The organism is Streptomyces phaeochromogenes, assembly GCF_001418655.1.
GTDB classification, from domain to species: Bacteria; Actinomycetota; Actinomycetes; order Streptomycetales; family Streptomycetaceae; genus Streptomyces; species Streptomyces phaeochromogenes.
Genome location: NZ_LIQZ01000301.1, coordinates 1 through 22,225 on the forward strand (window position 1 = coordinate 1; position 22,225 = coordinate 22,225).

Sequence of the window (22,225 nt, forward strand, 5' to 3'; positions counted from 1 at the left end):
GTCGGCGGCCCGCTGCTCGGCGGTGTCATCACCGACACCAGCTGGCTCGGCTGGCGCTGGTGCTTCTACGTCGGTGTGCCGTTCGCGGTCATCGCGCTGATCGTGCTGCAGAAGACCCTGCACCTGCCCGTCGTGAAGCGGGACGTGAAGGTCGACTGGGGCGGCGCGTTCCTGATCTCCGCCGCGGTCTCGCTGCTGCTGGTCTGGGTCACCTTCGCGGGTGACAAGTACGAGTGGGTGTCGTGGCAGACGTACGCCATGGTCGGCGGTGCCGTCGCTCTGGGGCTGCTGTTCGTGCTCGTCGAGTCGAAGGCCAAGGAACCGATCATCCCGCTGCGGCTCTTCCGCAACCGGACCATCACCCTCTCCTCCCTCGCCTCGCTCTTCGTGGGTGTCGCGATGTTCTCCGGCACGGTCTTCTTCAGCCAGTACTTCCAGCTGGCACGGGACAAGTCCCCGACGATGTCGGGTGTCATGACGATCCCGATGATCGGTGGCCTGTTCATCTCCTCCACCGTCTCCGGGCAGATCATCACCAAGACGGGCAAGTGGAAGGTCTGGCTGGTCAGCGGCGGTGTCCTGATCACCGCGGGGCTCGGTCTGCTGGGCACCATCCGGTACGACACGGACTACTGGCGGGTCGCCGTCTTCATGGCGCTGCTGGGTCTCGGCATCGGCATGATGATGCAGAACCTGGTGCTGTCCACGCAGAACCAGGTGGCGCCGGAGGACCTCGGCTCGGCCAGCTCCACGGTGACCTTCTTCCGCTCCCTCGGCGGCGCGATCGGCGTCTCCGCGCTGGGTGCGGTGATGGCCAACCGGATCACCGACTACGTCAAGGACGGCCTTGCCGGCCTCGACCCGAAGGACGCCGCCGCGGCGGCCGGTTCGAGCACCGGCGGCAGCATCCCGGACATGGACGCGCTGCCCGCGCCGCTGCGCACGGTCATGGAGAGCGCGTACGGGCACGGCATCGCGGACGTCTTCCTGATCGCGGGCGCGCTGGCGCTGCTCGCCTTCCTCGTCACCCTGTTCATCAAGGAGGTTCCGCTGCGTACGTCGGGTGCGCTGGCGCAGGCCGCCGAGGCGCAGCCGGATGTCACGGCCGTGGCCGAGGCCACCCCGGCGAACGCCGCGGCCGTCTCGACCGAAGCCGCTTCGACCGAGGCCGACGAGCGCGTCCCCAGCTGGGCCGTCGCCGACACCGGAACCGGAAGCAGTAGCGATAGCAGTAGCGGAAGCGACAACGGCTTCGGCGCCGAGGCCGGGCCGGCCGGCACCCAGCGGCTCGCGGCCGTCGCCACCGTGGCGGCCGGAGCGGGCGCCGCCTCCGGCAACGGCCCGGGCGGGGTCGCGGTGCGCGGCTACGTCCGCGGTGCCGAGAGCGCGCCCGTCCCCCGGGCCGCCGTCACGCTGATCTCCCTCGCGGGCCGTCAGCTGGGCCGCTCGGTCGCGCAGGCCGACGGCGGCTACGCGGTGGACGCGCCCGGCACGGGTTCGTACGTGCTGATCGCCTCCGCGGACGGGTTCCAGCCGCAGGCCTCGACGATCGTCGTGAACGGTGAGCCGCTCGCGTACGACATCCTGCTGAGCGGCACGAGCGGGCTGTCCGGCACGGTGAAGGCCGCCGAGGGCGGGAAGCCGGTCGTGGGCGCGATGGTCATCGTGACCGATGTGCGCGGTGACGTGCTGGCCACCGGGACCACCGGTGAGCAGGGCGAGTTCGCCTTCGCCGAGCTGGTGCCGGGCACCGTGACCGTCGCGGTGAACGCCGCCGGTCACCGGCCGCGGGCCCTTCCCGTCGAGGTCGGCGGCACCGGGGTCACCCGGATCGAGGTCGCACTCACCGCGGGCGCCCAGCTCCAGGGCGTCGTGCGGGCACCCGGCGGACCGCTGGGCGACGCCCGGGTCACGCTCGTCGACGCGGCGGGCAACGTGGTCGGCACCGCCACCACCGGGGCCGACGGGGCGTACGCCTTCGCCGACCTGGACAGCGGCGAGTACACGGTCATCGCGACCGGCTACCCGCCGGTGGCCACGGCACTGACCGTGAACGGCGGCGGCGTGGACAGCCACGACATCGAACTCGCCCACCCCGGCGAGTAGTCGAGAGCCAGTTGAGAGCCAGTTGAGAACCCCGGCCCGTGGCGCGTGCTCTTGGGAGAGGCACGCACCACGGGCCGGTTTCATTTACGAGAGGTTGCTTGCCATGGGACTGACCGCGCGGATCCGTACGAGGGACGGCTGGGCCGTGTCGCACGCGGTCGTCACGGTGACCGACGGGACGGGCACGCAGGTGGTGCGCGCCGAGGCGGACGAGGAGGGCGGCGTACGGGATGCGACGGAGCTCGCGCCCGGGGCGTACACCGTGATCGTCACGGCCGTCGGGTACGCGCCCGCCGCGTCCAGTGCGATCGTGACGGCGAGCGGCCGGGCCGCCGTCGGCACCGTCACCCTCGCCCGGCAGGGCGGCACCGAACTGCCGCCGCCCGGCCCCTGGACCGTCGACCCGGCCCACTCCTCCGTGGGCGCGGTCGCCCAGCACCTGGGGATCTCCAGCGTGCACGGGCGGTTCACGGAGTTCGCGGGCTCGATCGACATCGCGCCGGACGAGGTGGCCAAGTCCCGGGTGGAGGCGGTGATTTCAGCGGCGTCCATCGACACCGGCAACGCCATGCGCGACGGCCACCTGAAGTCCCCGGACTTCCTCGACGTCGAGCGCCACCCGCAGATCACGTACGTCTCGACGGGCCTGACCCCGGCCACCGGCACCGACCGCTGGACGGTCCACGGCGAACTGACCATGCACGGGGTCGTACGCCCGGTCGACCTCGACCTGGCCTACCTGGGCACCGGCGCCGACCCCTGGGGCGGTACACGCGCGGCCTTCCGCGCCACCACCGAACTGCGCCGCGAGGACTTCGCCATGAACTACAACCAGGTGCTGCAGGCGGGCATCGCGGCGATCGGTACGACGCTGAAGGTGGAGCTGGACATCCAGGCCGTACAGGGCGGGACGCTACCGTCGCTGTGACGCTCGGCCCGGCGCCCCGTCTGACGCCCCGTCCGTCGTGCGGGCCACCAAGTCGCCGCACAGGTCACGGAGTTTGATGTTCGCGTCCTGGGAGACGCGGCGGAGGGTGTCGAGGGCCGTCTGCGCGGTGCAGTGCTCCTGAGCCATGAGGATGCCGATGGCCTGGTCGATCACGCTGCGCGAGAGCAGCGCCGTGCGGACGTCGCCCGCCGACGCCCGCTCGCGCTCGATGCGCAGGGCGGCGTTGATCGCGTCCGAGGTGTTCGCCGCGAAGGCCCTGGCCCCGGCGCGGCTCCCGCGGAAGGCGCCCTCCGTGGTGGCGTAGAGGTTGAGGGCGGCGTCGGTCTCGCCGTCGACCGCGAGCGGCACGGCCAGCACCGTACGGACTCCCCTGGAGAGCGCGTACGCGGCGTACGTGGGCCAGCGGTCCTCCTGGGAGAGGTCGGGTGCGTGCTGCTCCGCGTCCGAGTCCGCCGCCCGGACGCAGGGGCCGTCGCCGTTCTCGTACTGGCGCTGGTCGAGCCCGCTGGGCAGACCGCCGGTGCCCGCCACCGTCAGCAGGCGCCCGTCGCGGCGCACGGTGATGCTGCACGCCTCGGCGCCCTCCACGGCGAGCACGGCGCGGTCCGTGAGATCGCGCAGCAGTGTGTCGAGGCCGCCGGTGCCGGCCAGCGCGTGGTGCAGTGTGGCGGACTCCGGGGCGGTGGCACCCGCCATCTGTTTGTCGTGATGGTCGGGATCGGCGGGATCGGCGGGATCGGCTGAAGGTCTCATGGGGCTCGGGTATCCCGTCGCTGCCCGGTCACTCGCTGCTTCTGGCATCGACGATCCTTCTGGCCAGGTCACGGAGCTTGACGTTCTCCCGCTGGGAGGTCCGGACGAGGCTGTCGAAGGCCTCGGACGCGTCGATGTCGAGGCGTTCCATGAGGATGCCCGTGGCCTGGCCGATCAGGTCCCGGGTGCGCATGGCCTCGGTGAGCTGCTCGCGGGCGGTCGCCGAGTCGAACGCGATGCTGACGTGCGCGGTGAACAACCGGCCGATCCGGGTGGCCGAGTCGTCGAAGGCCCGCGGCTTGGTCGCGTACGCCGTGAGGACGGTGAGCCGCTGGCGTTCGGCGCGCAGCCGGAGCGAGAGGACCGAGCGCAGCCCGAGGTCGGAGAGGGCGGGTTCGCCGTCGTCGTCGCCGGAGGCGCTGTCCTCGATACGGGCGACCGGGGAGGTCCACAGCCGGGTCCAGTGCTGGTGTTCCCCGCCCGAGGCCAGGGCTTCGGCGGAGCGGACGATCTCGTCGGTCCATGCGAGGGTCTGGCGGTGGGCCTTGCGCTCGATGACGGAGATACCGGCGTGCTCGGCGCCGGGGAGGATGTGCACGGCGAGGCGGACGGCGGTGCGCAGGGTGCCGCGGGGACTGGACGTCTCGTGCAGTTGCTGAGCCGCGACCGTCAGTGTCTCGGCCAGCTCAAGACCCCCAGGAAAACGGGGCAATTCGGAAAACTCAGACGCAGCCACCACGAACCTCTTCGGCATGCACGGCCCCGGATCCCGTCGTCGGTTCGACGACAGACCCCGGCGGCTGTGCGCAGGAGAGCTCCGCAGCACATTCCCGACTGCGAGCACAGGACGAAGAGCCACTTTAGCTGCTCCGTTGGGGTGAGGGCGCGGCTCTTCGTACGTGCTTCCGATATCGCCCGCACGCGTGGTGCAATGGGTGTGCGGGTCAGGAAGCGGCCTCATCGGAATCCGGACGAACGTCTGCCAGGTGAGTGCGATGACCTTCTTCCCGAACCCCTATGACCTGCCGGAATGCACCCTGCTCGGGTTTCCCTCGGAGATCGACCTGAGCAACGCCGATGTCGTCCTCGTCGGCGCCCTGGACGTCGTGGACGCCAGGAGGGACCGGCTGCGGCTGCTGGTCCTGGACCTCACCCGTACGCACTTCATGGACTCCCAGGGCGTCCGCGTGATCGCCGGCGTCCGCGTCCGGCTGCCCCGGCCCGCCCAACTGCGCGTGGCGGCACGGCCGGACGGGGTGGCGAGCCGTGTCCTGGAGCTGACGGGGATGCGCCGCGACGTACCGGTGTACGACAACCTCGCGGAGGCAATCGGGTCCTAGGCCGCCGCCTCCTTGCCGCCTCCTTGTCGCGTCCTGGGCCGCGTCTTGGGCGGCGTCCTGGGCAGAGGGAGTTCTAGGCTGGGGGCATGGCATCGAACATCGCGACGAACACGTCCGTCTCCCTCGACGATCTGCTGGACTTCGTACGCCCCCGCCACCGCGCCATCCTGCTGACGCGCAGGTCGGACGGCGGTCCCCAGGGCTCCCCGCTGACCTGCGGAGTGGACGACTCGGGCCGCATCGTCGTCTCGACCTACCCGGAGCGCGCCAAGACCCGCAACGCCAAGCGCGACGACCGCGTCAGCCTCATCGTCCTGAGCGACGAGTGGAACGGCCCCTGGGTCCAGATCGACGGCACGGCCGAGGTGATCGACTCCCCCGAGTCGGTCGAACCGCTCGTCGAGTACTACCGCAACATCGCGGGCGAACACCCCGACTGGGACGAGTACCGAGAGGCCATGCTCAAGCAGGCCAAGTCCATCATCAGGATCACCCCTGAGAGGTGGGGCCCGGTAGCCACGGGCGGCTTCCCGGCAAGGCTGGCCCCACAGGAGTAAGCCCCCTTTTTTTCTTTCAGGGGCGCGGGGAACTGCGCATCTTTTGGCGGCACGCAAAACTGCGGCACCTTGCCGGCAGGGGGCGCCGCACAGTCTCAGGGGCGCGGGGAACTGCGCAATCTTTTAGGGGCGCGAGGAACCGCGCACCCAGCCCCCACCCACCCGCACTCACCCACCGGCCTCGCGGAGCGCCTCGCTGGCGACGGCGCTCTCGATCCCCGCCACCAGCAACTCGAACGCCACAGAGAAGTCCCGCTCCCGCATCTCCTCGACCGTGTCGCCCCCACGCGCCTCCATGAGCCCCGCCGCACTCTCGTAGTTCTCCGCGAACTGAGGATGCCCGCTGAACGTACTCATGGCCTGGTGAAAGTACTCGTCCTGCGTCATCCCCGCGGACGCGCACCGCTGCACGAAGTGCCCCTCGATCGTCCCGAACCCGTACACCCACTGGAAAACGGCGGAGATCGCCCCGCTCTGCCGCCGCAGGGACAGCCCCGTGTTCCGCACGACCTCCTGCACCCGCAGCGAGAACGCCATGGAGTGCGGCCCGATGTTGAGGAACGTGCCGACGAGCGGCGACACCCAGGGATGCCGTACGAGCAGACCCCGGTACCCGACGGCCAGCGCCCGGAGCTGCTCGCGCCAGTCCTCGCCCGACTCCGGGTCGGGCAGCTCCAGTTCGCCGAACACCGCGTCGAGGGCGAGCTCAAGAAGATCGTCCTTGGTGTCCACGTACCAGTAGACGGACATCGCGGTCACGTTCAGCTCGGCGGCCAGCCGGCGCATGGAGAACTTGGCCAGCCCCTCCGCGTCGAGCAGCCGTACCGTGACCTCGGTGATCCGGTCGCGGTCGAGCGACGACGGCTGCCCGCCCCGGGCACCGCCGCCCCGCGGGGCCTTGCCCTCCAACCAGACGCTGGTCCGCGCCGGACGCTTGGCCCGGTCGGCTGCCCTCACCATGGCGCACCTTCCTCGGAACTCTTACGGAGGGGGCTACCCGGAACACCGAGGTCCGCCCCTCCCTGATGCTAAGCGGGCCCTATGCCGCAATCGTCACGGCGGAGTCTGCCCTCCCCCAGTACTGAACATCTGGGTGGTACCCCCATGGCCCTCCGGAGCAACGCCGCGGCCAGCAGTCCACCGAGGAGGACGGCGACCGCGCCCACGAGTTGACTGGTCTCCAGACCCGAGGCGAACGCGTCCGTGATCCGCGCTCGCTCGTCCGCCGACTCCGCGGAGGCCAGCGCCGCCGGCAGCGAGGCCGCCGCGACCGAAACCAGCGCGGCGAAGCGGGAGTTGAGTACCGCGCCGAGCACCGCCACGCCGAGTCCGACGCCGAACTCGGCGAGCGTGCCGTTGACGCCCGCGCCCACCCCCGCCTTCTCCGGGGGAATCGCGCTCATGATGGCGTTCGCCATGGCGGGCATGGCGAACGCGATGCCCGCGCCCATGACGACCAGGCCCAGCAGCATGCCGCCGTAGCCGCCGTCCGTGCCGCCGCCGAACAGGGCGATCGCGGCCAGGCCCGCCGACAGCATCGTCATACCGAGGGCGATGGCGGCCGGGGTGCCCAGCTTGGCGACGATCCGGGCGCCCACACCGGCGAGGTTGAGGGCCACGACGGACAGGGCCATCGGGGCGATGCGCAGGCCCGCCTCCAACGGCTCGTAGCCGAGGACGAACTGGAGGTGCTGGGTGAGCAGGAAGAGGGAACCGCCCATGCCGAAGGCGACCAGGATCGCGCCGGCGACGGCACCGATGAAGCGCTGGTTGCGGAAGAAGTGCATGTCCAGCATGGGGTGCGGGATGCTCAGCTCCCATCGGACGAAGGCCGCCAGGACGGCGACGCCGACCGCTCCCGACCCCAGGACCTGGAACGACGTCCAGCCGTGCTCGGGGCCCGAGATGATCGCGTAGACGACCGCGGTCATGCCGATCGTGGAGAGCGCGGCGCCCAGGAGGTCCGGGCGGTCGCCCTGGGGGTTCTTGGACTCGGGGACCAGCTTGAGTACGGCGACCAGCGCGAGGGCGGCCACGGGGAGGTTGATCAGGAAGATCGCGCCCCACCAGAAGTGTTCGAGCATGACGCCGCCGAGCAGCGGGCCCGCCGCGAAGCCGAGGGAGTTGACCGTCGACCAGAGGCCGATCGCCTTGACCCGCTCGGTGTCGTCGAAGATCTGCACGACGACGGCGAGGGTCGTGGTCATCAGGAGCGCGCCGCCGACGCCCATGCCCGCGCGGGCCGCGATGAGCTGGGTCGCGCTCTGGGCGAGCCCCGCGGTGACCGAGCCGACGCCGAAGAGGACCAGGCCCGTGGCCAGCATCTTCTTCCGGCCGTAGCGGTCGGCCGCGCTGCCGGCGGTGAGCAGCAGGCCCGACTGGACCAGCGAGTACGCGTTGATCATCCACTGGATGTCCGCCGTGGACGCGTCCAACTCCTTTGTGAGGGAGGGGATCGCGACGTTGAGGACGGTGTTGTCGAGCAGCACGGTGAGCGTGGCGAGCAGGATCACACCGAGGATCAGCCAGCGCTGGGGGTGGCCTTGGCTTTGCCCCAGGCCGTGGCTCTGGCTCCGACTTGGGCCTTGGCTTGGGCTTTCGCCCTGCGAGGTTGACATGCCATACACCGTAGAACATCTCCCATACGCTGTACAACACAAAAAGAGAGGGGTGGTGGCCGAGGCACTTTCGCCTCGGACACCACCCCTCTACTGCTCTACTGCCGCCGCCTCCGGACTAGCTCGTCGGCTGCGTCAGGTCGTAGAAGGTGGACGAACCCACCGTCACCTCCTTGAAGTTGTCCTGCACCCACTCGCTGATCTGGGTCCCGGTGCCGGAGCTGTCGCTGCCGCCACCGCCGCCCATGGAGCCGGAGGAGATGAAGTAGTGGATCTTCCCGTCCTCCACGTACTTCTTGAACTGGGCCAGCGTCGGCGACGGGTCGCTGCCGTTGAAGCCGCCGATCGCCATGACCGGGTCACCGGTGGAGAGCTGGTAGCTCGCGGCGTTCTGGGCGCCGATGGCCGCCGCGACCCAGGTGTAGTCGCCGGAGTTCTTCTCCAGGAGGGCCTTGGCCTCGGAGCTGACGGTCGCGCCGTTGAGCAGACCGCCCACGCCGCCACCGCCGCCCATACCGCCGCCGTCGCCGGTGCCGCCACCGCGCTGGGTCTGACCGTTCTGGCCCGTCTGACCGTTGCCGGTCTGGCCGTTGCCGTTCTGCTGGCCCTGGCCGTTCTGGCCGCCGCCCGGCATACCGCCGGTCGGGGGCTGGCCCATGCCGCCGCCCTGCTGGTTCTGGCCGGTGCCGCCCTGCTGGTTCTGGCCCGGCATACCGCCGCCGCCACCGGGACCGCCGCCCATGCCGCCACCGCCGCCCGGGCCGCCACGGCCGCCCGAGACCGCCGGACCGGCCGTCACGATCGAACCGGTGTGGCCCTCGTTCAGCGTGGTGAGGGTGTACGCCGTCGGACCCGCGAGGGCAGCGACGAAGCTCAGCCCGACGACCCCGAGGGCCAGTCGGCGCCCGAGCCGCGAGACGAAGACCAGGCCGAGCGCGGCGACCAGGCCGCCCACCAGGACCAGCCACTTCAGCCAGGGCAGGTAGTCGGAGGAGCGGTTCAGGAGGACGTACCCCCAGACCGCGGTGGCCGTCACCCCGGCCGCCATGGTGAGCGAGACCCACACCTTGCCGCGCTCTTCCCACAGCACGCTCGCGCCCATGCCGATCACGGCGGCGACGTACGGGGCGAGGGCCACGGTGTAGTACTCGTGGAAGATGCCCTGCATGAAGCTGAAGATCACCATGGTGATCAGCAGCGAACCGCCCCAGGCGAGGAACGCGGCGCGGGCCGTGTCGGTCCGCCTGGCCTTCCAGGTCAGGACGACGCCCGCGGCGAGCACGATCAGCGCGGCCGGGATCAGCCAGGAGATCTGGCCGCCGATGGAGGAGCTGAACATCCGGTCCCAGCCGGTCTCGCCCCAGCCGCCGCCACCGCCTCCGCCTCCGACGCTGCCGGTCTCCTCGCCGTTGATACGGCCGAGTCCGTTGTATCCGAAGGTCAGTTCAAGGAAGGAGTTGTTCTGCGAGCCGCCGATGTACGGGCGGGAGGACGCGGGCCACAGTTCGACGACGGCAACCCACCAGCCGCCCGCGACGATCATCGACAGGCCCGCCAGGAGCACCTGGCCGATGCGCTTGCGCAGGGTCGTCGGTGCGAAGACCACGTAGATCAGGGCCAGCGGAGGCAGGATCAGGAAGGCCTGGAGGGTCTTCACCAGGAAGGCGAGACCGACCGCGGCACCCGCCCACACCAGCCACTTCGTCTGGGCCTTCTCCATGGCGCGCAGTACGCAGTAGACCGTGACGGCCATCAGGAGCGCGAGGGCCGCGTCCGGGTTGTTGAAGCGGAACATCAGCGCGGCGACGGGCGTGAGCGCGAAGACCGCCATCGCGATGAAGCCGGCCGCGGCGCTGAACCGGCGGCGCAGGGCCCCGTACAGCACTCCGGCCGTGGCGACGGCCATGAGGACCTGCGGGAACAGGATCGCGAAGGAGTTCAGGCCGAACAGCCGCACCGACAGCGCCATCGGCCACAGGGAGGCCGGGGGCTTGTCGACGGTGATGGCGTTGGCCGAGTCGAGCGAGCCGAAGAAGAAGGCCTTCCAGGACTGGCTGCCGGCCTGGGCCGCCGCGGAGTAGAAGGAGTTGGCGTATCCGGAGGCCGTGAGGTTCCAGGTGTAGAGCGCGCCGATCAGCAGCAGCGTGCCGAGGAACGCCGGGCGCACCCAGCGGTGGTCCTCGGGCCGCCCGCGCCACAGCCGGCGCACGAAGGGCTGCTTGGGGCTGCCGTCCTCGAGGGCGGCCGGCGGAGCAACCACGGGCTCCCGCACGGCGGTTGCCCCGGTCGGGCCTGGCGGTCCCCAGGAGGGACTCGCGTCCCCGGAGGGGCCGACGCCCCCCTGATAGGTCGTGTCGGGCTGAGTCGTCGTCATCGTGCGTCCCTCGGATCGTGATCGCTCGGACGCACCGGCTGGAGCTGCATGGTCGCGTCCCCCCAGGTCTGGTGGTCGTGCGGAGAGTGGGTCGTGCCGTAGGCATTCGTCCCGTAGGGAGCGGACGTCGGGCCGTACGGCTCCGGCGTCGTGCTGTACGGGGACTGCGGCGCCGTCGCGTAGACGGGCGACGCCGGTCCGACCGGCACGGCGGGTGTGTGCGAGGCGACGACGGTCGACGGTGACTCGTCGCGCCGGTCCGGGAACACCCAGGCCCGGAAGAGCAGGAACCGCAGCACGGTGGCCGCGAGGTTGGCGGCGATGAGCACCGCCAGTTCGGTGGAGTGCGCGGGGTCGTTCGTCGCCGCGTTCAGGGCGGCGAGCGAACCACTGGTCAGGGCGAGCCCGATGCCGAAGACGACCAGGCCCTGCGCCTGGTGCTTCACCGCGCCGCCCCGGCCGCGCACACCGAAGGTCAGACGCCGGTTGGCCGCGGTGTTGGCGACCGCCGAGACGAGCAGGGCGAGCGCGTTGGCGACCTGCGACCCCGAGAACGTACGGAAGCCGCTGTAGAGCAGCAGATAGAACAGCGTGGACAGACCGCCCACGACACAGAACCCGACGAGCTGGCGGGCCAGGCCCTTCGGTACGCCGCTGATCTCGCGGTCGCGCGGATCGTCGCCGAAGGGACGGGCGAGCCGGTCGAGCGCCAGCGAACCGGTGGCCAGGGCGCGCCCCACCCGCCAGACACCCTTGAGGTCGTCGGTCGCGGTCTTCACGATGTGCACGGTCGAGTCCGGGTCGTCGACCCAGTCGACGGGCACCTCGTGGATCCGCAGCCCGGCCCGCTCGGCGAGGACCAGCATCTCGGTGTCGAAGAACCAACCGGTGTCCTCGACGAGCGGCAGCAGCACCTGCGCGACATCGCGCCGGATCGCCTTGAAACCGCACTGGGCGTCGGAGAAGCGGGCCTGCAACGAGCCCCGCAGGATCAGGTTGTACGTGCGGGAGATGAACTCCCGCTTGGCGCCCCGCACCACCCGCGAGCTGCGGGCGAGCCGCGAGCCGATCGCCAGGTCCGAGTGACCGGAGATCAGCGGGGCGACCAGCGGGAGAAGCGCGTTGAGGTCGGTGGAGAGGTCGACGTCCATATAGGCGAGGACCGGGGCGTCCGAGGCGGACCAGACGGTGCGCAGTGCTCGACCGCGCCCCTTCTGCTCCAGCCGGAACGCCCTGACCTCGGATATCTCCGCCTCCAGCCGCGCCGCCACCAGGGGAGTGGTGTCCGTGGACGCGTTGTCCGCGATGGTGATGCGGAACGCGTACGGGAAGGTGCGGGCAAGGTGCTCATGCAGTCTGAGCACACACGGCTGGAGGTCCTTCTCCTCGTTGTAGACGGGGATCACTACGTCCAGGACAGGCGTACCGGCATTTCCGGCCGGGAGGTGCTCCCGCGCCGGCAGGTTGCCGGGAGAAGGTTCGGTTCGCATGACGAAGACTCTCGTCAGGCGCCCTGTTGCACCCATGTGGTCGTGCTGTGCTGTGCCTGTGAGTACGATTGCGAATTCGATGAGGAAATGAAGGCCTCATGAGAATGCGCGGCTTCGGGCGCCAGCGCGGGCAGATGCACGGTAAAGACGGTGCGTCCGGGCACGCTGTCGACGGTCACCGCGCCGCCGTGCGCGGCTGCGACGGCCTGCACGATGGCGAGCCCGAGTCCGGTGGACCCGGAGGCACGTGACCGGGACGAGTCGCCCCGCGCGAACCGCTCGAAGACATGCGGGAGCAGGTCCGGCGGAATGCCCTGACCGTCGTCCTGGACGTCCACGCACACCCAGGCTCCCTGACGGCGCACGCGTGCGGTCACCGTAGTTCCCGGAGGTGTGTGCGTTCGCGCATTCGCAAACAGATTCACCATGACCTGCTGCACGCGGGCGGCGTCCGCCAGCACGAGTGCGGGTTCGTCGGGCAGCTCAAGGCGCCAGTTGTGTTCGCGACCGGCGGCGCGGGCGTCGCTCACGGCGTCCACGACCAGTGGGGAGAGGTCGGTGTGCTCGTAACTGAGCGGCCGTCCGGCGTCGAGGCGCGCGAGCAGCAGCAGGTCCTCGACGAGCCCCGTCATCCGCCCGGCCTCGGACTCGATCCGGCCGAGCGCGTGTCTCGTGTCCGGCCCGGTCTCTTCCCGTCCACGTCTGGTCAGCTCGGCGTATCCGCGGATGGACGCCAGCGGAGTACGCAGCTCATGGCTCGCGTCCGCGACGAACTGCCGTACGCGCGTCTCGCTCTCCTGGCGCGCGTGCAGGGCCCCGTGGACGTGGTCGAGCATGCGGTTGAGCGCGGCGCCGACCTGTCCGACCTCCGTGTGCGGGTCGGTCTCGGACTCGGGGACGCGTTCGTTGAGCGTCACCTCGCCCGTGTGGAGCGGGAGTTCGGAGACGCGGGTGGCGGTGGAGGCGACCTTGCGGAGGGGGCGGAGGGCGACCGTCACGAGGACGGACCCGGCGATTCCGGCGGCGACGAGACCGGCCACCGTGACGCTCACCTCGACGATGATGAGGGTGTTGATGGTGCTGGTTACGGACTCGGTAGGGAGGGCGACGTAGAAGTCGCCCTTGACTCCGGTCACGTACGTGACGCGGTACTCGCCCATGCCCGGGATGTCGATGGTGTGCATGCCGGTCTTGGACACGGAACCGAGCGCGGCCTTCGCCGCCTCGCCGAGTTCGTCGGAGTCCATGCCGTCGAAGGCACCGCCGGTGGACTTCTCCACGGCGACGACCGCCTTGGTGATCCCGCCGTCGGCGTCGACCTGGGCGGCGATGGTGTCCTTCTGCGTCCCGCCCTTGGTGACGAACTCCGTGAGCGGGTCGTCCTTCCTCGACGACACGCCGCCGTTCGGGTTCCCGGGCAACTGGTCCGCCGGCGGACCTCCGACACGCTTGGCGGCCTCGGTCACCTTGTCGCCCAGTTGCGCGTAGAGGTGCTCGCTCAAGGCAATGGTCGTCACCGTACCGATCACCGCACACACCACCGCGATGAGCGCGACCGCCGAGACGACGAGCCGCGTCCGCAGCGTCCGAGGCTGTCGGCGCCGCTGCTTCCGCAGCTGTCGTCGCCCGCTCATGACACCGCGGGCTTGATCAGATACCCCGCACCACGCCGGGTGTGGATCATCGGCTCACGACCGGCGTCTATCTTGCGCCGCAGGTAGGAGATGTAGAGCTCGACGACGTTGGCCTGACCGCCGAAGTCGTACGACCACACGCGGTCGAGGATCTGCGCCTTGCTGAGCACCCGGCGCGGGTTGCGCATCAGGAAACGCAGCAGCTCGAACTCGGTCGCGGTGAGGTGGATGCCCTCGCCGGCCCGCGACACCTCGTGGCTGTCCTCGTCCAGGGTGAGGTCACCGACGACGAGCACGGAGTCGGAGCGGCGGTCGGCGGCACCGGAGCGGCGGATGAGCCCGCGCAGGCGTGCCACGACCTCTTCGAGGCTGAAGGGCTTGGTGACGTAGTCGTCGCCGCCGGCGGTCAGGCCCGCGATCCGGTCCTCGACCGCGTCCTTGGCGGTCAGGAAGAGAACCGGCACGTCGGGCAGTTCGCGCCGCAGCCGGCCGAGGACGGCGAGACCGTCCATGTCGGGCAGCATCATGTCGAGCACCACGGCGTCGGGCCGGAACTCGCGCGCGGTCTGCACCGCACCGGTCCCGTCACCCGCGCTGCGGATCTGCCAGCCTTCGTAGCGAAGGGCCATGGACAACAGCTCGGTGATCGACAGCTCGTCGTCCACCACAAGCACTCGGACGGGGCTCCCGTCCGGCCTCAGCAGTTCGGTGCGCCCCTGGGGCGAGGTCGTGGTCATAGCGCACACATTGCTGGGCTCCTCTGAGAGCACGCTTTCTGGAAGCTGTGAATTTCCTGAGAAACGCACAGGCGCCTCTCAGGCAACGCTCTGGGAACTCCTTGCCTCCGCGGACAACGGCGGGGGAGGATCCGTCAGCCGCCGGTCATGGTGATCAGGGGGTGACCCGTGGGGGGCTGTTGTGGTGGGTGGGGACAGACCTGTACGTCTGCCGGGACAGCCGGATCCTGTACGTCTGCTGGGACAGCCTGTTCCCCTGCGCATGCGCGACGACCCGCTGTACGTGGCGCTGGGGATCGCGCTGCTCATGCTCCCTGTGCTCCTTCTCCTGGGGTGGTACCAGAACCGCGACGTCGTCACGGGCGCGCAGGGGCCCTTCCCCGCCGCGTTCGGCACCGAGGCACCCGTCGCGCCCGAGCACGTCATGCGCCGCAAGACAGGGCAGAGAGTCCTGGTGCACGGCCTGTCCGTGGAGTCGACGACCGACGGCGCACGGGCGGTGAACCTGCGGACCGGCAAGGAGTACTGGCGCTACGAGCGACAGAACGAGAGCTCCGGCGCGATGTCGTTCGACGTGTCGGAGCGCACCGTGGTGATCGCCTACCGGGAAACCCTGGTCGGTGTCGATCTGCGCACCGGCAAGCGGCTGTGGCATGAGGACCTCGGGGACGGCGAGACCTTCCGGGGCGTGCGCCTCGGCGCTGGTCAGGCACTGACCGAGGCACCCGGCGCCGTGCGCGCCTTCGACGAGCGCGACGGCCGGAGCCTGTGGACGGCGAAGACGCCCAAGTCCTGCCCCGAAGTGGGCGTCTACGACGCGTACGCCCTGCCGGACCACGTGAGCGCGGTCCCGGTGCTGTGCAACGTCGCGAGTCTCGACACGGACGCCGAGCAGTACTACCTCCTGCTCGGCGTCGACACCCGGACGGGGAAGGCCCTCTGGCAGCGGCGGATCAGCCATCCCTGGGGGGTGGTCAGGGGCGACGCACACACTCTGGCCGCCCCGAATCCAGACACGGACGACTCACTGGCCGTCCAACTGCTCGACATGAGCCGGGAAGGAGCCACTCCGCGCGCCGACCTGGACACCACCGCGTGGAATCCGGTCGGCGCGGGCAGCGGCACCGTGCTGCTGGCCACCGATGCCCAGGGCAACGGCGACAGCAACCATGACACCGTCCTGCACGCCTACGACACCGAGGACGGCCGCCTCGCCTGGCGGCTGAAGGCGCCGACCGGCCAGGAGTACGGCTCAGGTGTGATCGCCGACGGCCGGGTGTACCTCGTGCGCCAGCCCCTCCTCACCAAGGCGGACGCCAAGCGCCGGATCCCGGGGGCCGAGTTGCTCGTCCTCGACGCGGACACCGGGCGCGCGCTCCACACGCTGCGCCTGCCGGCCATGACCGCACCCAACGACGATGTCTACTTCATGAAGCTCGACGTCCACCAGGTCACCGACGGAGCGCTCAGCCTCTCCTGGCGGGAACTGTGGACGGACGAGCAACTCATCATCACCGACTGACCCCCGCCGCCTGTTCCTTTTCCTCCGCCCATGCCTCCCTTGCAGCTCCTCACAGCCCGAACAGCCGCGCCCCGTTGTCATGGCAGACCGCCCGGAGCCACTCGTCCCCGAGGCCGAGCCCCTCCAGCACACGCAGCTGATGGACGTACGGATAGGGGATGTTGGGGAAGTCGGTCCCGAGCAGGATCCGGTCACCGAGGTCGGCGAGCCGGGGGAGCGCCCGCCGGGGGAACGGGGCGAACTGCTCGCTGAAGTCCGTGAACGCCATCGTCGTGTCCAGCCGCACCTCGCCGAACCGCTCGGCGAGGCCGAGGAAGTCCTCGTACTCCGGCATCCCCATGTGCGCGAACACCAGCCGGAGCCGCGGATGCCGCGCGAGCACGCGCCCGATCGGATCGGGCCCGGTGTGCTTGCCGGGCGAGGGCCCCGAACCGCAGTGGATCACGACGGGCAACCCGGCCTCGGCGAGCAACCCCCAGGCCGGATCCAGGAGTTCGTCGGCCGGGTCGTACGCCCCCACCTGGACGTGCGCCTTGAAGACCCGCGCACCCTCGTCCACCGCCTTCTGGACGTACGCCGCCACGCCCGGCTCCGGGAAGAGGGTCGCCGTGTGCAGACAGTCGGGGGTCCGGCCGGCGAACTCGACAGCCCACTGGTTCAGCCACTCGGCCATGCCCGGCTTGTGCGGGTAGAGCATGGCGGTGAACGCCCGCACCCCGAACTCCCGGAGCAGCCCGACCCGTTCACGCTCCTCGGCCCGGTAGGTGATGGGCCACTCGACACCGCCGGTCAGCGGCCCGAGCGCGTCGAAGTACTCCCAGACCTTCTTCAGGACCCGCTCGGGCATGAAGTGGGTATGGACGTCGACGAGCCCGGGAAGCCCGAGCCCTTCCCAGAACAGCCGCACTTCACGGGCCTCGTCCGACGTGCGGTACCCGTGCAACCTGTCATGCCTGTCCGGCCCGTCGTGCCCGTCCGGCCCGTCGTATGCGTCAGTCCTGCCGTCGCCGTCCGGCTGGTCGTATGCGTCAGTCCTGTTGTCGCCGTCCGGCCGGTCGGTCCCGTCCGCCCCGCCCACCTCGTCCGCCCCGCTCACCCCGTCAGCCGTGCTCACGCTCGAACCCATGGCTTCGCTCGACCTTGGCGACGTGCAGGGTGTAGCGCTCGTACCACTCGGCACGCCCGCGCCTCTGCGCCGCCCGGTGCTCGGCATTGGTCCGCCACTCCTCGACGGCGTCCGCGTCGCGGAAGTAGCCGACGGTGATGGACAGCCCGCCCGGGGAACCCGCGTGGTCCATCCCGAGGTAACCCGGGATCTTCTCCACCAGCTCCTCCATCCGCTCGTTGGTCTCGCCGTACCCTCCGGCCGCCCCCTTCCGTCCGCCCTCCTCCGTCTTCACCGAGGTGAACACGACGGCGTAGTACGGCGGTTCGTACGCGGCGACGGGCACGACGGAGGCAGCAGAGGCGCCGTCGGCGACAGGTGCAATGAAGTGATCGCTCATGTCGTCCACTCTCGGCCTCGCCGTCGCACCACGTCCAGCGCCTTTGCCGAAGGGGATCCCCGAGGGATCGATCTCTTGACCATTCCGCCCCGCATCCACCCCTCCCTCAGAAGAGCCCGCCCTGAACCCCACCGAACTCCCTTACCGGCACGGTGACTTCACGTCGCCCATCCCGCTCACCCCCGCCGGCCCCGGTCAGTTCCCAGCCGGTCATGAGCCGCGTGTCGAGCACGACGACCCCACGCCCGGTCCGCAGATGCAGGTCGGGCCCGGCGGCGGCGACGAGCTCCCCGCTCACGACCCCGCCCGCCACGAGCTCACCGACGACACCGGCGGCGGGCGGCAACCCGCCGAGCCCGAAGACCTCGGCATGATCGACGGCCGCGAACGGCATCCGCTCCAACGCCTCGGGCCACCCGCCCAGCCCCACGGCCCGGGCATGCAGCTCCCGGACCTCAGCCACCCGCGCCCCCATATCCGGCAACTCGCTCCGCACGGCCCGCTTGGCGTCGTACAGAATCCGGTCCGGCACCCCCAGCGCCGTACGCAGCAACTCCTCACTCCGCCGGGCGGCCATCAGCGGTCCGCGCCCGAGCCAGGTGAAGACGACGGCACCCTGCTCCAGCAGCCGGGCGGACCCGCGCTCGACGGCGGTGATCCCGACCTTGACCAACCCGGGTCCGAACCACGCCAGATAGACGGAGTAGGGCCGTGGATCGTCGGCGATGGTGTCCGCGGCCACGGAGTGGGCCCGGTCCAGCCGCCCGCACTCCTCGCACCGGGCCCCGACACTCCGCCCGGACACCGCGGCCCGCGAAGGACAGCTGTTCCCCCGCGCCCCCACACATGTCCGCCCGCCCTCACCGGCAACGGCGAACGCAACCCGCTTCCCCCACGGCAACGCACTTCGACGCCCCCCGTCCCACGTCAGCACGGGCCCTTCTCCGCCCCACCGAAGCCCCGTGCATTTCCACAGCTGTGCCATCACTCACGAGCGTAGAGGGCACCACTGACAACGCGACGTCCGTCGGCAACGCGGCGCTCCCTCGGGCCACGCGACGACCGTCAGACGACGGACTCGGAGGAAGCAGCCCCGGAGGGACTGGATCCCGAGCCGGCATCCGTCCGCACCATGCCCTGGGCCCCCTGCGCTCCCATCACCCCCTGGGCGGAGAGAGCCACGCCGGTGGTGGTGCCCACCGAACGCCCCCGCCCGGCCAGCCGGCACCCGACGCACGCGGGATGCCCGGCCCTCGCGCCCCGGTCCCGCACCCACATCCCCCGCTCCGCCACCGGCCGGATCCCGGGCGGTTTGCCCCACCCCGCCAGATGCAGCCCCCAGGTCACCAGCACACCGAGCCCCACGACCCCGAGCCCCAGCCAGATCCCGGCCGCGGACCCAAGACACATCCCGACCCCGGCCACCGACGTGCCCACGACGGCCACAGCGCAACCGGTCCACCCGGCGACGGTGTGCCCCTCATCATGGTGATTCCCGCTCATGTACCTACCTCCTGACCGACGCATGCCCAGGATCCGCCAGATCCTCTTAGCAAGTAAGAAATTTACCTTACGAACTAAGAGATCTTCCAGATGCCGGCAAGGAGAGAATCTGACCGGGGGAGAATGAGGAGCGAGAGAAGAAGAAGGAGCAGCGGGTGAGCGAGAAGAGGGCGAGCGAAAGTGGCTCGGGCCCGCGTCAGCGACCGCCGGCCACCCCGACGGAGACCCTGTCGGCGATGGACCACGTCATCGCCACGAGCATGGTCGCCCAGCACGAGATGGCCCAGCGCCTGGGCATGAACGCCTCGGACCTGACCTGCTTCGGCTTCATCCTGGAAGCAGGCGAGCACCTGCTCACGGCAGGCGACCTGGCCGCCCGCGCCCACGTCACGACCGGCGCGGTCACCGGCATCGTCAACCGCCTGGAACGCGCGGGCTATGTGACCCGCCAACCCGACCCGTCCGACCGCCGCCGCGTACGCATCGCCGCGGTCCAGGCCGCGGTCGACCGCGTCACCGCCCTCTACGGCCCGTACTACGCCCGCCTGACCGAACAGTTCAACGACTACTCCCCCGCCGAGATCGCCGTCCTGAACGACTGGTTCACCCGAACCGGCAAGCTGATGAGCGACTACCTCGAAGAGCTCCGCGAAACCTGACCACCAAGCTTCTCCACCGCACACCCCAACAACCGCCCACCCCAACACAAGAGGCCCCGGACTCGACGTCCGGGGCCTCTTACCTGTGTGCACTCGGCAGGATTCGAACCTGCAACCTTCTGATCCGTAGTCAGATGCTCTATCCGTTAAGCTACGAGTGCTTGTGTGTTCTGTTGTGTTCGCTCTTCCTTCCGGGCTTTTCTTCCCGGTCGGCGTTGCGGGAACAACATTACATGACTGGCGGCGTGAGGCGAAATCCGTTTGTCGGACCTGGCCTGACCTGCGAAAACGACCCCGAAGCGGCCCCCGGCGAGGCCCACGGGACAGCCCGAAACGATCAAGGAACGACCGAAGCCCCGGTCAGTGATGACCGGGGCTTTCGGGATCTTCGGCGGAGGCGGAGGGATTTGAACCCTCGATGGGATTTAAGTCCCAAACCGCATTAGCAGTGCGGCGCCATAGACCGGACTAGGCGACGCCTCCAGCACAACCGTCCGCGCGAGCGCGAATGGTGCGTGCAGATGATGACACAGCCGAGCGGGCTGTCACCAATCGCCCCCCACGGTACTAGGCGGAAAGGTCAGAGGGCAAAGCCCATCCCGCGGCGCAACGTCACGACGTGGACGGCGTTAGAGGAGTGGGGCGCACGCTCCCGGCGGCGCCGGACGACGAGACGTACGAGATCCACGAGACACCGGAGCCGACGCGGAGGTCGTCCCTCAGATCCGGGGGTCGTCCCTCAGGTCCCGTCGGCAGGTCCCCGCCGATCCGCCCAACCCACTGGAGCCCTCATGCTGCGCCGCCTCGCCCTCACCGTCGCCACCTCCGCCGCCGCGTCGCTCGCCGCGCTGTCCGCGGCGCCGCCGGCCGCGTACGCCGCGGCGCTTCCCGTCATGCCGCTACCGGTGAGCGGCGCGGACGACGCCGACCGGCTCACCGTGACCGTGAGCAAGGCGGGCGGCGGCAAGGACGGGACGTTCGAACTGGACTGTCATCCGGTGGGCGGCAGCCACCCCGACGCCCGGGCCGCCTGCGATCAGTTGGACCGGAAGACCACCTGGGGCAAGGATCCGTTCGCGCCGGCCGCGCCGGGCGGGATGTGCACGATGCAGTACGGCGGGCCGGCCACCGCGCACGTCACGGGGACCTGGGCCGGACGGCCCGTCGACGCGACGTACGCGCGCTCCGACGGGTGCGAGATCGCGCGCTGGGACGCTCTCGTGCCGGTACTTCCGGGGTTCGGATCGTAGGAACGCCCGTCCCTAATCTCAGGAATGCCCGTCTTTCCCGTCGTTGAGTACGTCGGTACGTGGGGAACGAAAGGCCGAGTGGACAGGAATCGCACAGCGGGCTCATGGGTCGAGGCGGCGAAACTCACGGTCACAGGTTCTCCGTGTCTTCTGCGTCCGTTCTGCGTCCCCTCTACGTGCGACCTCCCTCTCATCCGGCGCCGCGAGCGCAACCACTGCCCGTAGACTCCCTCGCGTGACACGTCGCGGACCGGTTGGCAAGATGGCACCCGCGGTCGGCAAGGTGCGGTAACAGGGAGGAAGCGTCTCGTGAGCAGCAGGCCATCCCGAGGCGCTGCTCGCCTCGCAGCCATACTCGACGCGCTTCCCGATGCGTTGGTGCTGGTCAACGCCAATGGGACGGTCGTCAACGCCAACACCATCGCCCTGGAGGCCTTCGAGGCCCCGGGCACGGCTCTCGTCGGTCGCGGACTGCTGGATCTGCTGCCGCAGTTCGACTCCCGGCTCATCCCCGGCACGATGCGGCGGCCCGACACCGTCGACGAGAGCGGTCGCACCAGGCCCACCCGGATGATCGCCCGCCGCACCGACGGCAGCGAGTTCCCGGTCGAGGTCACCAGCGCGAACCTGGAGAACGGCCAGCAGGCCTACGACGGTTACGGCTACACCAGCGACGAGCTGCTGATGCTCGTCGTACGCGATCTCTCCGGCACCGTCGACACCGAGGCGGAGCTCGCCCGTTCGCAGCGGCAGACGGAGATGATCCTGCGGGCCGCCGCCGAGGGTGTCGTGGGAACGGACACCGAGGGACGGGTCGTTCTCGTCAACCCGGCCGCCGCGCAAATACTGGGTTTCCGGGCCAGCGATCTGGGCGGGCAGGAACTGCACCCGCTGATGCTGCACTCGCGCGCCGACGGCGAGCCCTTCCCGTACGAGGAGTCGCCGCTCGCCGACACCCTGCGCTCCGGGCGCAAGCACCGGGTGCGCGGGCAGGTCCTGTGGTCCAAGAGCGGTGACAAGGTGCCGGTCGACCTGACCACCGCGCCCGTACGGGACGGCGACCAGCTCGTCGGAGCCGTGATGACCTTCACGGACCGCCGGCCGTACGACTCGCTCGCCGAGGAGAAGGACGCCGAGGCCCAGCGGCACCAGGAAGAGCTCGAACGGGCCGCCGAGCAGCACACGAAGGAGCTGACGGCGCTCCGGGAGGAGCACGGCACTCAGCTCG

At 70.2% G+C, this 22,225-nt stretch carries 20 protein-coding genes and 2 tRNA genes; 8 read left to right on the forward strand and 14 right to left on the reverse strand.

Translation table 11 applies throughout. The features are described 5' to 3' along the window. A partial coding sequence (locus AOK17_RS33775) for an MFS transporter (RefSeq protein ID WP_055616391.1) occupies window positions 1-2,106 on the forward strand: 2,106 nt, incomplete at its 5' end. 103 nt (window positions 2,107-2,209) lie between these two features. Next, window positions 2,210-3,034 carry a YceI family protein gene (locus tag AOK17_RS33780; protein WP_055616392.1) on the forward strand — a complete coding sequence of 275 codons (825 nt, stop codon included), beginning with the start codon at window positions 2,210-2,212 and terminating at the stop codon, window positions 3,032-3,034. Here AOK17_RS33780 and AOK17_RS33785 read toward each other — a convergent pair. Together AOK17_RS33785 and AOK17_RS33790 are read right to left on the reverse strand one after the other, a co-directional pair. Continuing rightward, entirely contained in the window at window positions 3,020-3,751 is a 732-nt protein-coding gene (locus AOK17_RS33785; RefSeq protein WP_055616405.1) for a GAF and ANTAR domain-containing protein, read from the reverse strand. The genes AOK17_RS33780 and AOK17_RS33785 overlap by 15 nt on opposite strands. 85 nt (window positions 3,752-3,836) lie before the next feature. Next, window positions 3,837-4,562, reverse strand: coding sequence for a GAF and ANTAR domain-containing protein (locus AOK17_RS33790; protein ID WP_055616393.1), 726 nt, complete (start codon window positions 4,560-4,562; stop codon window positions 3,837-3,839). A gap of 241 nt (window positions 4,563-4,803) precedes the next feature. On the opposite strand from AOK17_RS33790, the gene AOK17_RS33795 reads away from it, so the two are divergent. Continuing rightward, window positions 4,804-5,148 (forward strand): STAS domain-containing protein, encoded by a 345-nt coding sequence (locus tag AOK17_RS33795; RefSeq protein ID WP_055616394.1) that lies wholly within the window; start codon window positions 4,804-4,806, stop codon window positions 5,146-5,148. An 86-nt stretch (window positions 5,149-5,234) separates the two neighbouring features. Beyond that, window positions 5,235-5,705, forward strand: a complete 471-nt coding sequence (locus AOK17_RS33800; RefSeq protein ID WP_055616395.1) for a PPOX class F420-dependent oxidoreductase — start codon at window positions 5,235-5,237, stop codon at window positions 5,703-5,705. A gap of 168 nt (window positions 5,706-5,873) precedes the next feature. Here the strand turns inward: AOK17_RS33800 and AOK17_RS33805 are convergent, their stop codons facing one another. The 6 genes from AOK17_RS33805 to AOK17_RS33830 form a co-directional block, all read right to left on the reverse strand. Continuing rightward, window positions 5,874-6,665, reverse strand: coding sequence for a TetR/AcrR family transcriptional regulator (locus AOK17_RS33805; RefSeq protein ID WP_055616396.1), 792 nt, complete (start codon window positions 6,663-6,665; stop codon window positions 5,874-5,876). A 68-nt stretch (window positions 6,666-6,733) separates the two neighbouring features. Further along, entirely contained in the window at window positions 6,734-8,323 is a 1,590-nt protein-coding gene (locus AOK17_RS33810; protein WP_079053429.1) for an MFS transporter, read from the reverse strand. A 118-nt stretch (window positions 8,324-8,441) separates the two neighbouring features. Then, window positions 8,442-10,697, reverse strand: a complete 2,256-nt coding sequence (locus AOK17_RS33815; RefSeq protein ID WP_055616397.1) for an ArnT family glycosyltransferase — start codon at window positions 10,695-10,697, stop codon at window positions 8,442-8,444. Next, entirely contained in the window at window positions 10,694-12,187 is a 1,494-nt protein-coding gene (locus tag AOK17_RS33820; RefSeq protein WP_055616398.1) for a bifunctional glycosyltransferase family 2/GtrA family protein, read from the reverse strand. The genes AOK17_RS33815 and AOK17_RS33820 overlap by 4 nt, the downstream gene beginning before the upstream one ends. Before the next feature lie 14 nt (window positions 12,188-12,201). Then, on the reverse strand, window positions 12,202-13,821 hold the full coding sequence (locus AOK17_RS33825) for a sensor histidine kinase (RefSeq protein ID WP_055616399.1): 1,620 nt from the start codon (window positions 13,819-13,821) through the stop codon (window positions 12,202-12,204). Beyond that, window positions 13,818-14,558 carry a response regulator transcription factor gene (locus AOK17_RS33830; RefSeq protein WP_055616400.1) on the reverse strand — a complete coding sequence of 247 codons (741 nt, stop codon included), beginning with the start codon at window positions 14,556-14,558 and terminating at the stop codon, window positions 13,818-13,820. Before AOK17_RS33830 ends, AOK17_RS33825 begins: the two co-directional genes overlap by 4 nt. A gap of 262 nt (window positions 14,559-14,820) precedes the next feature. Between AOK17_RS33830 and AOK17_RS33835 the strand changes: the two genes are divergently transcribed. Further along, window positions 14,821-16,080 (forward strand): outer membrane protein assembly factor BamB family protein, encoded by a 1,260-nt coding sequence (locus AOK17_RS33835; protein ID WP_055616401.1) that lies wholly within the window; start codon window positions 14,821-14,823, stop codon window positions 16,078-16,080. Between the two features lie 49 nt (window positions 16,081-16,129). Here the strand turns inward: AOK17_RS33835 and AOK17_RS33840 are convergent, their stop codons facing one another. The 4 genes from AOK17_RS33840 to AOK17_RS33855 all read right to left on the reverse strand — a co-directional run bounded on the left by AOK17_RS33840 (window position 16,130) and on the right by AOK17_RS33855 (window position 19,088). Further along, a complete protein-coding gene (locus AOK17_RS33840; RefSeq protein WP_425424659.1) occupies window positions 16,130-17,194 on the reverse strand; it encodes an amidohydrolase family protein in 1,065 nt (354 codons plus the stop codon). Further along, window positions 17,181-17,585 (reverse strand): antibiotic biosynthesis monooxygenase family protein, encoded by a 405-nt coding sequence (locus AOK17_RS33845; RefSeq protein WP_055616407.1) that lies wholly within the window; start codon window positions 17,583-17,585, stop codon window positions 17,181-17,183. The genes AOK17_RS33840 and AOK17_RS33845 overlap by 14 nt, the downstream gene beginning before the upstream one ends. A gap of 106 nt (window positions 17,586-17,691) precedes the next feature. After that, window positions 17,692-18,570: a DUF2797 domain-containing protein gene (locus tag AOK17_RS33850; protein WP_055616408.1), complete on the reverse strand. Its 879-nt coding sequence runs from the start codon at window positions 18,568-18,570 to the stop codon at window positions 17,692-17,694. Window positions 18,571-18,650: 80 nt separating this feature from the next. Continuing rightward, window positions 18,651-19,088 (reverse strand): HGxxPAAW family protein, encoded by a 438-nt coding sequence (locus tag AOK17_RS33855; RefSeq protein WP_055616402.1) that lies wholly within the window; start codon window positions 19,086-19,088, stop codon window positions 18,651-18,653. A 236-nt stretch (window positions 19,089-19,324) separates the two neighbouring features. Between AOK17_RS33855 and AOK17_RS33860 the strand changes: the two genes are divergently transcribed. Continuing rightward, the gene (locus tag AOK17_RS33860; protein WP_055616403.1) at window positions 19,325-19,747 is read left to right on the forward strand and encodes a MarR family winged helix-turn-helix transcriptional regulator; all 423 of its coding nucleotides are present in this window, start codon (window positions 19,325-19,327) and stop codon (window positions 19,745-19,747) included. A gap of 88 nt (window positions 19,748-19,835) precedes the next feature. Here the strand turns inward: AOK17_RS33860 and AOK17_RS33865 are convergent. Together AOK17_RS33865 and AOK17_RS33870 are read right to left on the reverse strand one after the other, a co-directional pair. Beyond that, window positions 19,836-19,908, reverse strand: a tRNA-Arg gene (locus tag AOK17_RS33865). 231 nt (window positions 19,909-20,139) lie between these two features. Continuing rightward, window positions 20,140-20,230 (reverse strand) — tRNA-Ser (locus AOK17_RS33870). Between the two features lie 308 nt (window positions 20,231-20,538). Here AOK17_RS33870 and AOK17_RS33875 point away from each other — a divergent pair. Then, a complete protein-coding gene (locus tag AOK17_RS33875; protein ID WP_055616404.1) occupies window positions 20,539-20,997 on the forward strand; it encodes an SSI family serine proteinase inhibitor in 459 nt (152 codons plus the stop codon). Window positions 20,998-21,306: 309 nt separating this feature from the next. Continuing rightward, window positions 21,307-22,225 (forward strand): PAS domain-containing protein (locus AOK17_RS33880; protein ID WP_157881448.1); only part of this gene is annotated, 919 nt, incomplete at its 3' end.